Origin of the sequence: Bradyrhizobium sp. BWA-3-5 (assembly GCF_032917985.1) — a bacterium.
In the GTDB taxonomy this organism is placed as follows: Bacteria; Pseudomonadota; Alphaproteobacteria; order Rhizobiales; family Xanthobacteraceae; genus Bradyrhizobium.
In genome coordinates, this window is record NZ_CP136626.1 from 717,567 (window position 1) to 731,047 (window position 13,481).

Annotated in this window: 15 protein-coding genes; 8 read left to right on the plus strand and 7 right to left on the minus strand. The window is 63.5% G+C overall.

The genetic code is table 11. The features are described from left to right. Positions 1-63 precede the first annotated feature (63 nt). Positions 64-1,128: an aromatic ring-hydroxylating dioxygenase subunit alpha gene (locus RX331_RS03365; RefSeq protein WP_317255243.1), complete on the plus strand. Its 1,065-nt coding sequence runs from the start codon at positions 64-66 to the stop codon at positions 1,126-1,128. A gap of 143 nt (positions 1,129-1,271) precedes the next feature. Further along, on the plus strand, positions 1,272-2,411 hold the full coding sequence (locus RX331_RS03370) for an alpha/beta fold hydrolase (RefSeq protein WP_317255244.1): 1,140 nt from the start codon (positions 1,272-1,274) through the stop codon (positions 2,409-2,411). 68 nt (positions 2,412-2,479) lie between these two features. Here RX331_RS03370 and RX331_RS03375 read toward each other — a convergent pair whose 3' ends face one another. Beyond that, positions 2,480-2,830: a RidA family protein gene (locus RX331_RS03375; protein ID WP_317255245.1), complete on the minus strand. Its 351-nt coding sequence runs from the start codon at positions 2,828-2,830 to the stop codon at positions 2,480-2,482. Between the two features lie 91 nt (positions 2,831-2,921). Continuing rightward, entirely contained in the window at positions 2,922-4,580 is a 1,659-nt protein-coding gene (locus RX331_RS03380; protein ID WP_317255246.1) for an FAD-binding dehydrogenase, read from the minus strand. 288 nt (positions 4,581-4,868) lie between these two features. On the opposite strand from RX331_RS03380, the gene RX331_RS03385 reads away from it, so the two are divergent. From RX331_RS03385 to RX331_RS03405, 5 genes are all read left to right on the plus strand, one after another. Then, positions 4,869-5,339, plus strand: a complete 471-nt coding sequence (locus RX331_RS03385) for a hypothetical protein (protein WP_283031813.1) — start codon at positions 4,869-4,871, stop codon at positions 5,337-5,339. Between the two features lie 174 nt (positions 5,340-5,513). Further along, complete coding sequence (locus RX331_RS03390; RefSeq protein WP_317255247.1) at positions 5,514-5,678, plus strand: hypothetical protein; 165 nt, start codon at positions 5,514-5,516, stop codon at positions 5,676-5,678. A gap of 22 nt (positions 5,679-5,700) precedes the next feature. After that, a complete protein-coding gene (locus RX331_RS03395; RefSeq protein ID WP_317255248.1) occupies positions 5,701-6,291 on the plus strand; it encodes an SCO family protein in 591 nt (196 codons plus the stop codon). Positions 6,292-6,384: 93 nt separating this feature from the next. Next, positions 6,385-7,302, plus strand: a complete 918-nt coding sequence (locus RX331_RS03400) for a transporter substrate-binding domain-containing protein (protein ID WP_317255249.1) — start codon at positions 6,385-6,387, stop codon at positions 7,300-7,302. A gap of 154 nt (positions 7,303-7,456) precedes the next feature. Further along, on the plus strand, positions 7,457-9,097 hold the full coding sequence (locus tag RX331_RS03405; RefSeq protein ID WP_317255251.1) for a lysine--tRNA ligase: 1,641 nt from the start codon (positions 7,457-7,459) through the stop codon (positions 9,095-9,097). Positions 9,098-9,240: 143 nt separating this feature from the next. On the opposite strand, the gene RX331_RS03410 is transcribed toward RX331_RS03405, so the two are convergent. The 3 genes from RX331_RS03410 to RX331_RS03420 form a co-directional block, all read right to left on the minus strand. Then, positions 9,241-9,996 (minus strand): carbonic anhydrase family protein, encoded by a 756-nt coding sequence (locus RX331_RS03410; protein ID WP_317255252.1) that lies wholly within the window; start codon positions 9,994-9,996, stop codon positions 9,241-9,243. A 90-nt stretch (positions 9,997-10,086) separates the two neighbouring features. After that, complete coding sequence (locus RX331_RS03415; protein ID WP_317255253.1) at positions 10,087-10,572, minus strand: cupin domain-containing protein; 486 nt, start codon at positions 10,570-10,572, stop codon at positions 10,087-10,089. Beyond that, entirely contained in the window at positions 10,569-11,177 is a 609-nt protein-coding gene (locus tag RX331_RS03420) for an AraC family ligand binding domain-containing protein (RefSeq protein ID WP_317255254.1), read from the minus strand. Before RX331_RS03420 ends, RX331_RS03415 begins: the two co-directional genes overlap by 4 nt. 207 nt (positions 11,178-11,384) lie before the next feature. Between RX331_RS03420 and RX331_RS03425 the strand changes: the two genes are divergently transcribed. Beyond that, positions 11,385-12,167 (plus strand): class II aldolase/adducin family protein, encoded by a 783-nt coding sequence (locus RX331_RS03425; protein WP_317255255.1) that lies wholly within the window; start codon positions 11,385-11,387, stop codon positions 12,165-12,167. Between the two features lie 82 nt (positions 12,168-12,249). Here the strand turns inward: RX331_RS03425 and RX331_RS03430 are convergent, their stop codons facing one another. Both RX331_RS03430 and RX331_RS03435 read right to left on the minus strand, forming a co-directional pair. Further along, positions 12,250-12,825, minus strand: coding sequence for a mismatch-specific DNA-glycosylase (locus tag RX331_RS03430; protein ID WP_317255256.1), 576 nt, complete (start codon positions 12,823-12,825; stop codon positions 12,250-12,252). After that, a complete protein-coding gene (locus RX331_RS03435) occupies positions 12,822-13,475 on the minus strand; it encodes a helix-turn-helix transcriptional regulator (protein ID WP_317255257.1) in 654 nt (217 codons plus the stop codon). The genes RX331_RS03430 and RX331_RS03435 overlap by 4 nt, the downstream gene beginning before the upstream one ends. Positions 13,476-13,481 lie beyond the last annotated feature (6 nt).

The following is a 13,481-nucleotide window of genomic DNA, read 5'->3' on the forward strand; positions in this document are numbered from 1 at the left end:
ACTGCCGATGCCCTAGAACATGACACAAAACGAGCGCAGCGCGCAAAACAGAGGGGAAACGGCATGTCTGATGACGGAATCTTTCTGCGCAATTGCTGGTACGTCGCGGCCTGGAATCACGAGCTGATCGACGGCCGGAAGCTTTCCCGCGTCATCCTGGAAAAGCCCGTCGTGATCTATCGCGGCGCGAGTGGCAGGGTGGTGGCGCTCGACGACCGCTGCTGCCATCGCGCGGCGCCGCTCTCGATGGGCCGCATCGAAGGCGACGACATTCGCTGCATGTATCACGGCATGAAGTTCGAGCCGGGCGGCAAATGCATCCAGATTCCGGGGCAGGACGTCATTCCGGCAAAGCTCGGCGTGCGCAGCTATCCCGTGGTCGAGCGTTACAACCTGATCTGGATCTGGATGGGCGACGCCGAAAAGGCTGATCCCAATCTGATCGTGGATTATCCGCCGCTCGCCGATCCCAAGTGGCGTGGTCTGCCCGGCTACATGCACTACAAGGCCAATTGGCTCCTGATCGTCGACAATCTGAGCGACTTCGCCCATCTCGCCTTCGTGCATACCCATACGCTCGGCGGCTCCGAGGAATACGCCTACAAGACCAAGCCGGTGGCGATCGAGAAGCTCGACGATGGCTTTCGCGTCGAACGCTGGCACATGAGCGCCGATCCGCCGCCCTACCATTGCAAGGTGATCGCGAACCGGACCGACAAGGTCGACCGCCGCAATATCGGCCGCATGCTGATCCCAGGCATCTTCCTGCTCGACACCATGTTCGCGCCGGCCGGCCAGGGCGCCGAAAAGGGCGTGCAGGTGCCGGGCACGCGGCAGTATCGAAACGCACAGTTCATGACGCCGGAGACGCGCAGCACGACGCATTTCTTCTGGAACTATCTGCACGACTACGATCTCGACAACCCGAACATCGCGCTGTCGCTGCGCAACAGCCTGGTAGAGGCTTTCCACGAGGATCTCGCGATCATCGAGGCGCAGCAGAAGGTGTTCGATGCCGATCCGAATTATCAGCTGTTGGCTATCGGTGCGGATGCAGCGCTGACCTATTTCCGCTGGCTGCTGGCACGGCGGATCGAAGCGGAAAGGAGCACCGCACAGGCCGCATAGCGTCGGTGCGGCCGGTGGCCGCGCCGCGACCCCTGATAAAGGCTGGGAGCTGCGCCTGATCCGGCGTAAAAGCCCGATCTTGACTTCGTCGGTTGTTGGGAAAGAGGCTCTTGCCTCCTCCGCATCAGGGAGACGATCGATCCGTGTCAGAAGAGACCAGGACGACGAAGCAACAGGCGGGCGCCGATTGGGCGCAGCAGGCCTGGCTGTGGCCGCTGGAAGCCACGCGGATTGCGCTTGACAGCTACGCGCGATGGTTCGCCAGCGACAAGCCCGCCTCCGCGCCGGACCCGGCGCCCCTCGCGTGGACGACGGAGAATGCGGTCGCACTACAGCTTGCATCGATGCGGTTGCGCGAATTCTCGGCGGCGGCGGGTTCAGCGCAGCAGCCTCTTCTCATCTGCGCGCCCTATGCGCTGCATGGCGCGCTGGTTGCCGACTTCGCACCGGGCCATAGTGTTGTCGAGGCGCTGCAGCAAGGCGGCACGCATCGCATCTACGTCACCGACTGGTGCTCGGCGACGCCGGACATGCGCTATCTATCGATCGACAATTATCTTGCCGATCTCAATGTGGCGGTGGACGAGATCGGGGTGCCGGTCGATCTTGTCGGCCTGTGCCAGGGCGGATGGTTGTCGCTGACCTATGCCGCGCGGTTTCCGGACAAGGTGCGGCGGCTCGTGCTGGCCGGCGCCCCGGTCGATGTCTCCACGCCTTCCGAGCTGTCGAAGATGGTGGCTGCGCTTCCGCCGGCAGCTTTCGCGCAGATGGTGCAGCAGGGCGAGGGCATCGTCAGCGGCGAACACATGCTGCGAATCTGGAACATGCCGTTCAGCCAGCAGGACGTGGAAGCCGTGCTGCAACGGACGCTCGGCAATCGATCGGATGAGGTGCAGCTTCTGAAGCGTTTCATGCGCTGGGACCGCGCGACACTCGATCTGCCGGGTTCCTATTACCTTGATGTCACCGAGCGAATTTTCCGGCAGAACCAGATCGCGAACGGCCGCTTTGTCGCGCTCGGCCGGACGATCGATCCCACTGAGCTGCGCGTGCCGGTCTTCCTGCTGGCCGGCGACGATGACATCGTCGTCCCCCGCGATCAGGCGTTCGCGACGGGTCGGCTGCTCGGCACGCAGCCATCATGGCTGGAACGCGCCTGCGAGCCGTGCGGCCACCTCAGCCTCTTCATGGGGCGAAAGGTCCTGAGCCATTCCTGGCGCCGTATCGCACGCTGGCTTCAAGCCGATATCGGCGATGTCGGCGGCGTTAGGATCCGCGCGTGAGGCGTAAATGAAAAGCCCCGGACTGCACGGGCAATCCGGGGCTTTGAAACGTCTTTCGGTGGATCGCCTTACTTCGCCGCGATCACCATGATCTCGACATTGTACTGGGGCGCGGCGAGCTTGGCCTCGACAGTGGCGCGCGCCGGCGTGTTGCCGGCCGAGACCCAGCCGTCCCACACCGCGTTCATTTCGCCAAACGTCTTCATGTCGGTGATGTAGATCGTGGCGGACAGCAGCTTCGACTTGTCGGTACCAGCCTTGGCAAGGTGGCCGTCGATGATCGAGAGGATTTCCTGCGTCTGCTCGGTCACGCTCTTGCCTGCCGCCTTGCCGGCGACGACGCCCGCGAGATAGACGGTGTTGCCGTGGACGACGGCCTGGCTCATGCGAGGTCCGGTTTCGAAGCGCTGGATGGTCATATTGTTCTCCTGATAGGGGGCGGCGGCTTCTTAGCGCGCTCGAGCCCTGCGCGCCACTGCGTTATTTGCATCGATTGCACCGATGCCTTGCTCAGCCGACAGCCTTCGCCGCGGCGCGTCCGGCATTGCGGCCGGAGAACAGGCAGCCGCCGAGGAAGGTACCTTCCAGCGAGCGGTAGCCGTGCACGCCGCCGCCGCCGAAGCCGGCAGCTTCGCCTGCGGCATAGAGCCCGCTGATGATCTCGCGGTTCGTGCCGAAGACGCGCGAGTCGAGATCGGTCTCGAAGCCGCCGAGCGTCTTGCGGGTCAGGATGTTGAGCTTCACCGCGATCAGCGGGCCGTGTTCGGGATCGAGAATTCGGTGCGGCCGTGCCGTGCGGATCAGTCGGTCGCCGATATAGCGCCGCGCATTGTGCAGGTTCATCACCTGCGCATCCTTGACGTAGGGATTGGTGATCTCGCGATCGCGCGCTTCGACCTGCGCCTTGATGTGATCATGCTTGAGCAGGTCGTTGCCGGCGAGCGCGTTCATCGCACTGACGAGGTCGGCGAGGTTGTCGCGCACGATGAAGTCGGCGCCGTTCTGCTTGAACGCTTCCACCGGCGCCGGCGCGCCCTTGTTGGTGGCGCGCTTGATCGTCATGCGCCAGCTCTTGCCGGTGAGGTCGGGATTCTGCTCCGAGCCGGAGAGCGCGAACTCCTTCTTGATGATGCTCTGGGTCAGGATGAACCAGGAATAATCATATCCGGTGCTCATGATGTAGTGCAGCTGGCCGAGCGTGTCGGAGCCCGGGAAGAGCGGCGCGGGCAGGCGCTTGCCGGTGGCGTCGAACCACATCGAGGACGGACCGGGCAGAATGCGGATGCCGTGGCGCGGCCAGATCGGGTTCCAGTTCTGGATGCCCTCGACGTAGTGCCACATCCGGTCGCGGTTGATCAGCCGCGCGCCGGCGGCCTCGGTGATGCCGATCATGCGGCCGTCGACATGTTCGGGCACGCCGGAGATCATGAATCTCGGCGGTGCGCCGAGGCGCGCTGGCCAGTTCTGCCGGACCAGGTCGTGGTTGCCGCCGATGCCGCCGGAGGCGACGATCACCGCCTGCGCGCGAAAGCTGAAATCGCCGATCACTTTTCGCGACGAACTCTTGCCGCGCTCGATACTGTCGGGCTCGAGCACCGCGCCGCTGACGCCTTCGACAGCGCCGTTCCTCATCATCAGTGTGTCGACGCGGTGGCGGAATTTAAACGTTAACCGGCCGTTTCTTTGCGCTTCGCGTGCGCGGCGTTCGAACGGCTCGACGAGGCCGGGCCCGGTGCCCCAGGTGACGTGAAAGCGCGGCACCGAATTGCCGTGGCCCATCGCATCATAGCCGCCGCGTTCGGCCCAGCCGACCACCGGAAAAATACGGTGACCCATCGCACGCAGCCAATCCCGCTTGTCGCCAGCGGCAAAAGCGACATAGGCTTCTGCCCATCGCTTTGGCCAATGGTCGTCGTCGCGGTCGAAGCCCGCGGTGCCCATCCAGTCCTGCAGTGCGAGATCGTGGGAATCCTTAATGCCTAGTCGGCGCTGCTCAGGACTATCGACCAGAAACAATCCGCCGAATGACCAAAAGGCTTGCCCACCAAGGCTTTGCTCGCCTTCCTGGTCGACGACGACGACGCGTTTGCCGGCGTCTGCGATCTCCGTTGCCGCAACCAGTCCCGCCAGTCCGGCGCCGACCACGATTACGTCTGTGACCTCGGTCATCGTTTTCTCCCCCGTGCCGGTTTTGATTCAAGCCCGCGACTTCACGTGCGGTCAACGGGCAAGCGGGTTCTTGCCTGTGGCTGCATCGCCACCTCGTTAAGAATTGCTTGTTCCAGTTTGGGACCTTTGCGCGCGGAGGGTGCAGCGGCCAAGCAACACTTAATTTGAATTTGTTTTGACCTGCTGTGGCTGCCTAGACAAAATCACGATCACAAACGACGCTACGTCCGTCTTGCATCACTGAGACGATCAGATTCGGTTTCGACACTTTCGACTGGGGCTGGGATGATGAAGCTGTTGACGGGTTTGCTTGCCGCGGTGCTGCTATTGGCAGGGGTGGGGGCAAGCCAAGCCGTAGTGCGAATAGCCGATGATCGCGGCGGGCGGATCGGCACCTATGTCGACAAGTACCAGGGCCTGCGTACTTCGGGCGAAACCGTCATCATCGATGGCCTGTGCGCATCGGCCTGCACCATCGTGCTCGGCGCGGTTCCCCATGACCGGATCTGCGTTACCTCGCACGCCAATCTCGGCTTCCACGCCGCCTGGGACTTCGGCGCCAACGGCCGCGCCGTCACCAATGCCGAGGCGACCCAGATGCTCTATTCGATGTACCCGCCGCCGGTGCGCAGATGGATTGCGGCGCGCGGCGGGCTGACCCCACGCATGATCTTCCTGCGGGGCAAGCAACTGCAGGCGATGTACAAGCCCTGCTACCTTGACGCCCAGGCCTCCACCAACAAGCCGGCGTCTCGCTAAACGTGCCAAGCAAGCTGACGTCGTGGCCGGGCTCGTCCCGGCCATTTGCTTTTGGTGCACCTTCGCCGGCATTCTCCGCAGGACGTGATGTCCAGTGAGGCCATTCCGCTTGCCTGCCTGCGGAACTGACCCTATCTCAAGCCCATGGTTCAGCCGATTTCCACCCGACAGGACATGATGACGGACGCCCGGCCGCAGAGCGGGGTGGCGACGACGATTGCCTGGTGCGCCGCCGGGCTCGGGACGTTGGTCGTGCTCGGCGCGGCCGCATTGTGGTTCCAATACGGCACCACCGTGTTTTTCGAAATGATCGCCGCCGGCATCTCGGCCTGCTTCTGATCGGGTAAGAGGAATTTCACACATGGACCGAGCCCTTCGCCCGCTGGTGATTTTCGCTGCCTTTGTCGGCAGCCTCGCGGTCGGGCTCCTGGTGATGATGTGGGCGATGGGCGGCTTGAAAAACGTCGCGGCGCCGGCGGCGATCGGCGGGCCGTTCCAATTAGTCGACCAAGCCGGCCAGACCGTCAGCGAGCAGAACCTGAAGGGCAAGCCGACGCTGATCTTCTTCGGCTTCACCCATTGCCCCGACGTCTGCCCGACCTCGCTGTTCGAGATTTCGGAAGTCCTCAAAGCGATGGGTAGTGATGCGGACAAGGTGAATGCCTGGTTCATCTCGGTCGATCCGGAGCGCGACACCGCTGCGGCGATGAAGGACTATCTGTCCAGCTTCGATCCGCATCTGAAGGGCTTGACCGGCGATCCCGCCGCGGTGGCCAAGGTGCTGTCGGCCTACCGGGTCTATGCGCGGAAGGTCCCGCTCAAGGACGGCGACTACACGATGGACCATACCGCGCTCATTTACTTGATGGACCGCGATGGCCATTTCGTCGCGCCGTTCAACCTGAAACGGACGCCGGAAGAAGCCGCCAAGGATTTGAAGCGGTATCTCTGAGCCGCGGCCGGCCTCGCCGAAGGGTGAAAACGGCCCTCGCATCGCGGGCCGGATGGTCTATAAGGCCATGAAATTTCCGCTAGTTCGCCAACGATGTCATATCTTACCGCCCCGTTAACCATTGCAAGACTGCATCGCACGTGTCGCGCCTGGCTGGCCGGCCTGTCGCTCGCGTCCGCATTGGTGGTGGCCGGCGGCGTTACCGCGCAAGCCCAGACCCAGCCCCGCCCGGCGGTGGAGGCGGCCCCGCAGGCGGTGCCCGGCTTCTGGGACCCACGGCGGCGCCCCGACCGGCCCGACATGTCGCGCCTGACGGTGATCCGGTTCCTGACCGAGACCGATTACCCGCCGTTCAACTTCACCGGCGCCGACGGCAATCCCGCCGGCCTCAATGTCGACCTTGCACGGGCCCTCTGCGACGAGATCAAGATCTCCTGCACCATCCAGATGCGCCGGTTCGAGACGCTGGTCGACGCCATCACCAGCAACCGGGGCGATGCCATAATCGCCTCGATGGCGGTGACGCCTGCCTTGCGCGCCCGGCTGGATTTCACCGATCCCTATTACCGCGCGCCGGCCCGCTTCGTGTCGCGGCGCGAGGCGGTGATGTCGGAGGTCCGCCCCGAATATCTCGAAGGCAAGAAGGTCGGCGTCATCGGCGGCACATCGCACGAGGCCTATCTGAAGGCGATGTTCACCGACGCCGAGATCAAGTCCTACCCCAACGACGATGCGCTGCGGCTGGCGCTCCGGCGCAGCGAGGTCGATTTCATCTTTGGCGATGCGATCTCGCTGGCGTTCTGGATCAACGGCACCGATTCCAGCGAATGCTGCGCCTTCTCGGGCGGTCCCTTTGTCGAAAGCCGCTATTTCGGCGAGGGCATCGGCATCGCCGTCCGCAAAGGCAACGATCTCCTGCGGACCTCGTTGAACTGGGCGCTGTTCCGGCTCTGGGAGAAAGGCCGCTTCACCGATTTGTGGCTGCGGTATTTTTCGATCAGTCCGTTCTGACACCGTCATTCCGGGATGGTGCGCAAGCACCAGACCCGGAATCTCGAGATTCCGGGTTCGCTTCGCGCCCCGGAATGACGGCGAAGCCGCCGTTATTTTGCATTTTGCCGCGGAAGCGCTAGTTTCCGCGGCTTCCGAAGAGAGCCTTTAAAAAATGTCCGTTATCGACCTTGCCTCCAGCCCGAGCGACCTGCGCGCGCTCGCCGAACAATCCAACGCCTGGCCGTTCGAGCAGGCCAAGGCCATTGTCGCGCGGCTGAAGAAAAACCCGAAGGAAGAGGTGCTGTTCGAGACCGGCTACGGTCCGTCGGGGCTGCCGCATATCGGCACCTTCGGCGAGGTCGCGCGCACCAGCATGGTGCGTCATGCCTTCCGCGTGCTGACCGAGGACAAGATCAAGACGCGGCTATTGGCGTTTTCCGACGACATGGATGGCCTGCGCAAGGTGCCGGACAACGTGCCGAACAAGGAGTTGCTGGAAGCCAATCTCGGCAAGCCCTTGACCAAGGTGCCTGATCCCTTCGGTACCCATCCGAGCTTCGGTCAGCATAATAATGCGCGGCTGCGCGCCTTCCTCGATTCCTTCGGCTTCGACTACGAATTCGCCAGCGCGACCGACTACTACACTTCGGGCAAGTTCGATGCGGCGCTGCTGCGCATGCTTGAGCGGATCGAGAAGGTGATGGCGATCATGCTACCGAGCCTGCGCGAGGAGCGCGCGGCCAGCTATTCGCCGTTCTTGCCGATTTGTCCGCGTACCGGCCTCGTGCTCTACGTGCCGGTCACCGCGCATGACGCCAAGGCAGGCACGATCTCCTATGAAGACCCGGAGACCAAGGAGAGTGTCACCGTTCCCGTGACCGGCGGGCATTGCAAGCTGCAATGGAAGCCGGACTGGGCGATGCGCTGGTACGCGCTCGGCGTCGACTATGAAATGGCCGGCAAGGATCTGATCGACTCGGTGAAGTTGTCGGGCAAGATCTGCTCGGCGCTCGGCGGCGCGCCGCCCGAGGGCTTCAACTTCGAACTCTTCCTCGACGAGAAGGGCCAGAAGATCTCGAAGTCGAAGGGTAACGGCCTCACCATCGACGAATGGCTGCGCTACGCCTCGCCGGAATCGCTGTCGCTGTTCATGTACCGCGAACCGAAGGCGGCGAAGCGGCTGTATTTCGATGTCATCCCGCGCAATGTCGACGACTACCAGCAATTCCTCGACGGCTTTACGCGGCAGGATGCCAAGCAGCAGCTCGCCAACCCGGTCTGGCACATTCATTCCGGCACGCCGCCGAAGGCCGACATGCCCGTCACGTTCCAGTTGTTGCTGACGCTGGTGTCGTCGTCGAACGCGGAGAACGCCGAAACGCTGTGGGGCTTCATCGGCCGCTATCGCCCGGGCGTGACGCCGCAGACGCATCCGAAGCTCGATGCGATGGTCGGCTACGCCATCAATTATTACCGCGACTTCGTGGCGCCGACCAAGCAGTTCCGCGAGCCGACCGACGGCGAGCGCGCCGCGCTGCAGGATCTGCGCGATGCGCTGTCGCAATTGCCGGCGGGATCGAGCGCGGAGGACATCCAGAACGTGGTCTATGAAATCGGCCGCCGCGAGCCGTTTTTGGATCCGGTAAAAAAGGGCAAGGACGGCCGGCCCGGCGTCTCGCTCGACTGGTTCAACATGCTCTATCAGGTGCTTTTGGGTCAGGAGAAGGGCCCGCGCTTCGGCTCCTTCGTCGCGGTCTACGGCGTGGCGAACGCCGTCAACATGATCGACGGCGCGCTGGCTCGGAGCGCGTGATCTTTCCCTTCTCCCCTTGTGGGAGAAGGTGTGCGCGAAGCGCCGGATGAGGGGTCTGTTTCCGCAGAGACAGACCCCTCATCCGTCTCGCTGCCGCTTCGCGTCAGCGATCTTCCTTCTCCCACAAGGGGAGAAGGAAGAAATCAATTCGACTGCAGCACGTAGCGGCGATTGTCCTTCTGCACCGGCCGTGCGTTCATCGGATAGAGTTTTGCAAAGGCCGCCACGTCGCTGGCGGCGACCGGCATCGGTGTGGTCAGCACCAGCCATTCGACCACTTCCGAGCAGGGCGGCGTAGTCAGCGATCCCGGATAGCGGTAGTAGCTGAGTCTGCCCGGCAGCAGGTCGTTCGGGTTAATGCCGGCATCGGCCTTCACGGCCGGGCCTTCCTTAGCGGGCATCGTGGCGATGATTTTGGCAAAGGCCGCATTCGGCTTTCCTTCCGTCAGGAGCACGCCGACCACGGCCAAGGCGCCACTGTCGGCGCGGTGCACGAAATGCGCTTCCATCGGAAAGTTCTTGCCGCCAACGAGATGCTCGCTCGGCCGGTGGAAGTGCACTTGCAGCAGCCTGTAGGTAGTGTCGCCGAGCTTCAAGGTCGAACCCTCGGCGAAATCGAGCTGGATGGTGTGGCCGTTGTTGACGATCGTATCCGCCGTCTTGCCCCAGGCAATCTTCAGTGCCGGAAGCTGGGACTTGATGGTGGCGGTAATATCGATCGGCGATTGCTGCGCGCCGACCGAGCAGGCCTTGTTGGCGGCGTCGAGGTCGCCCCATTTCGCCGGGCCGCCGGCGCCCTCATAGCTCCAATGCGCGCCTTCCGCGGCAAAGCCCGTGGTCGTGCATATCGGGCACATCGCGAGCCCCGCCAGCACTTTCAGTACATTTCGGCGATCCATTTGATCCCCCAATGATCGGATGAAAGCCTTGCATTATCCGATTCCAGGACAAACGGAAGCTGAAAACCAGGGTGACCCGGGCTCCGGCATCTACAGCGGCTCCCCCGTTTTCGTGGTGAAGATGTACACGCCGTCCGGTCCGAGCACGGCATGCATGTCGACGTCGGGATAGCTGATCTCGTCGTTCGCGGTGCGGTCACCGATCACTAGAAGCTTCGCCTCCTTGTCGGTACGGTTCACGAAGCGGTGCGCATCGCCGGAGCCGGCCGGGAAGCCGGCGCATATGCCGGCCTTCAACACCTGTGCTCCATCATTGGTCTCCATCACCACTTCGCCCTCCAGAACGAAGACGAACTCATCCTGGCGCGAATGCGCGTGGCGATAGGAGGACTGGCCGCCCGGCACTATGCGGGTCAATGTGACGCCGAAGTTTGTCAGGCCCGCATGGTCGCCAAGCCGGCGATTGTAGCGGGTCTGGTTGGCGGCGCGGTGAAGCGCCGGGTAGCTTGTGTAGTTGCTCTCGTTCACCTCGGCCGGATCGAATGCCGGTCGTTTCAGTTCCTGTGGTTCGCTCATCGCCGCTCCCGTCGTGCATCGTCGCGCAAGCCATCGCTGGTGGCCCGCAGCAGCGCCAGCGGTGCCCCGTTGAGCGGCACCAGCACGCCGTGCCGTTCTCCGGCCGCGACAATCGCGCCGGTCAATGCGTCGGCTTCGGACGCCCGGCGAGCCGGTCGAAATACATCGAGGTGCCGGCGTCGGACGGGTAGGTCAGAAGCGACCCCAGGATCAGCTCGGCCTCGTCGGGCACTAGCCGCGCGCCGTCGGCGCGGCATGTTTCGCATGAAATAGGGCGCGAACTGCATGCCGAGTCGGCTGCCGACCGCATCGATGGCTGGATGCGTCAAATAGAAGGCGCGATACAGCCAGCGCTGATCACGGTCCATCCGTGCCGATTGCCGCTCTTCGGGGTTGGAGACGAACAGCGTGGCGGCGCCAACCTGCTCAGTTGTGCCGCGGCTCGAGATCTCGGCGCCACCGGCCTCGGTAACGGCGATGACGAAAGCATCATGGGTGTGAGGGGCGAATTCGTGTGCAGCCAAGTCGGCACGCAACAGGCTCAGGCCCGGAATGCGCTGGCTTTGCCAATAAATCGTGCGGTTTCCGGTATCCCGACGCGCCATGCCAAGAAGTTTCCTGAAGCGATCGCCTTTCGCAATGCATCATTACACAGCCCGAGTGGGCCTGCAAAATCCGGATGGCAGGGCCACGGCAATTTCACCCGATGCTGGCGCCGGATTGCGCTACACTCCTTGCCAAGAAAATCAGCCAAGAAATCAGCCCAGCCTCCGCCGAGGGGCAGGCAAGGCAGCGGATCAGGGAGAAAGCTCATGCAGTTCAGGGTTTCGCCGAAGTCGCTCAGCGAATACAGCGCCGAGGAATGGCAGACGCGGATCGATCTTGCCGCCGCGCACCGGCTGGCCTTCATCCAGGGATTTTCCGAAGGCATCTTCAATCATCTGACCTTCGTCGTGCCGGGCAAGAGCGACCGCTACTACCAGATTCCGTTCGGCACGCATTGGTCCGAGGTCACCGCGTCCTGCTTCATGGAAGTCGGCATCGACGATGGCGAGGTCAAGGCCGGCGAGGGCGAGGTGGAGCGCTCCTGCTATTGCATCCACGCGCCGATCCACAAGGCGCTGCCAAAGGCGAAAGCGGTGTTTCACACCCACATGCCGCATGCCAGCGCGCTGACGCGGCTGGAGGATCCCCGCATCAAGGAAATCGGCCAGACCGAGGTCGGGCTGTCGGGCGCCATCGCCTATGACGACGAGTATACCGGCCCGGCGCTCGATCCCGCCGAAGGCGCGCGGCTCGCCAAGGTGATCGGCGACAAGACCGTGCTGTTCATGGCCAATCACGGCATCACCACCGTCGGCGCCAGCATCGCCGAGGCCTATGACAAGCTGTATTACGTCGAGCGCGCGGCGCAGGTGCAGATCTACGCGATGTGGACCGGCCAGAAGCTGAAGCAATTGCCGACGCGGGTCGTCGAGAAGACCCGTCGCGATTACATGGACGATCATCTCTACAAGGGCCCGACCCCGGCCGAGCGGCATTTCGCGGCCTTGAAGCGGATGCTGGATCGCAAGGAGCCTGATTACGCGACGTAAGTTTCTGTCGCAGTCTCCCGTCGCCCCTGCGAACGCAGGGGCCCATACGCCGCGGCCCGCGGAAAGGGCACGCGGGCAGACGTTACTCTTCACCATAAGGATTTGTGGTTATGGGCCCCTGCGTTCGCAGGGGCGACGGTGTGCCCGCCGCTCTGACCGCTTCCGCAAACCGGTGCCAGACTCCCGGCTGCCAGCTTCCATTGGCGGCGCCCGAGGTCGACGGCAATATCCACACTCTCGTGTCGCCGAGCCTCTCGCGCTGCTCGCCATAGTCGCGCGTGCCGCCAAAGAATTTCTGTCCGGCCGTCTTGCTGGTGAAGGCGAGGAAGCGCGGGCGAAATGTCGTAACAGCGCGGCTGAGCCGCGCGCGATCCGCCGCCGATAATTTGGGAAGCGTCGCACGGTCCATCCCGGCGGCGATCTTCACGAGATCGGTCAGGCCGATCCCATGCTGCAGCAGGCTATGATACTGACGCGGCTGCAGTTGCTCCGGCGTCAGCCTCGTCTCGTGTAATATCCTCCAGAACTTGTTCTGCGGGTGCGCGTAGTAGGCCCGCTCGGCGGCGGAGGTCGTTCCCGCAGCGGTTCCACATAGAACGATGCGAAGGGAATGTTGCAGCAGGTCGCTGAGAACGTCAGTCACGAAGTCGCTAGTCACTGGCTCGCCCATACAATCCTGGCGATCCAGGCGACGTCGTCGGCATCCAGCGTGCGGTCGGCCTGCGCCGGGTTCAGCGACTGCAGTTCCAGCGTCCGCGTGGTGCGGCGCTTCAATTCCTTCACCATCACTTCGCCATCTGACGTCTTGAGCACCACGCGGTCGCCGCGCCGGATCGGCGTGCCCGGCGACACCACGATGATGTCGCCGTCGCGATAGGCCGGCCGCATCGAATCGCCTGTTATCTCCAGCGCATAGGCGTGCTCGTCGCTGGCCGCTGGCAGCGCCGCCTCCTCCCAGCCCTTGCCGGCGGGAAAGCCACTCTCGTCAAAATGGCCGCCATTGCCGGCCTGCGCCAGCGCCAGCAGCGGCACCGATTGCAGGCCGCGTGCGCCGTCGCCGATCAACTGCACGAACGTGTCGATCGACGCATTGGTCGCGGCCAGCGCCTTGGAGACCGATTCGGTGGAAGGCCAGCGCTCGCGGCCGTCGGCGGTGACGCGTTTGGACTTGTTGAAGGTGGTGGGGTCGAGCCCGGCGCGCTTGGCGAGGCCGGAAGGCGACATGCCGGCGCGTTCCGCCAGCCGGTCCAGCGCTGTCCAGACCTGGCCGTGGGTCAGGATGCGCTGTGCCTTGGACTGCCTGGCCATCGAAAA

Coding starts and splice junctions, on each gene's coding strand:
- RX331_RS03365 (WP_317255243.1), top strand. CDS start 64: ATGTCTGATGACGGAATCTTTCTGCGCAATTGCTGGTACGTCGCGGCC.
- RX331_RS03375 (WP_317255245.1), bottom strand. CDS start 2,830: ATGACCATCCAGCGCTTCGAAACCGGACCTCGCATGAGCCAGGCCGTC.
- RX331_RS03380 (WP_317255246.1), bottom strand. CDS start 4,580: ATGACCGAGGTCACAGACGTAATCGTGGTCGGCGCCGGACTGGCGGGA.
- RX331_RS03385 (WP_283031813.1), top strand. CDS start 4,869: ATGAAGCTGTTGACGGGTTTGCTTGCCGCGGTGCTGCTATTGGCAGGG.
- RX331_RS03390 (WP_317255247.1), top strand. CDS start 5,514: ATGATGACGGACGCCCGGCCGCAGAGCGGGGTGGCGACGACGATTGCC.
- RX331_RS03395 (WP_317255248.1), top strand. CDS start 5,701: ATGGACCGAGCCCTTCGCCCGCTGGTGATTTTCGCTGCCTTTGTCGGC.
- RX331_RS03400 (WP_317255249.1), top strand. CDS start 6,385: ATGTCATATCTTACCGCCCCGTTAACCATTGCAAGACTGCATCGCACG.
- RX331_RS03405 (WP_317255251.1), top strand. CDS start 7,457: ATGTCCGTTATCGACCTTGCCTCCAGCCCGAGCGACCTGCGCGCGCTC.
- RX331_RS03410 (WP_317255252.1), bottom strand. CDS start 9,996: ATGGATCGCCGAAATGTACTGAAAGTGCTGGCGGGGCTCGCGATGTGC.
- RX331_RS03415 (WP_317255253.1), bottom strand. CDS start 10,572: ATGAGCGAACCACAGGAACTGAAACGACCGGCATTCGATCCGGCCGAG.
- RX331_RS03420 (WP_317255254.1), bottom strand. CDS start 11,177: ATGGCGCGTCGGGATACCGGAAACCGCACGATTTATTGGCAAAGCCAG.
- RX331_RS03425 (WP_317255255.1), top strand. CDS start 11,385: ATGCAGTTCAGGGTTTCGCCGAAGTCGCTCAGCGAATACAGCGCCGAG.
- RX331_RS03435 (WP_317255257.1), bottom strand. CDS start 13,475: ATGGCCAGGCAGTCCAAGGCACAGCGCATCCTGACCCACGGCCAGGTC.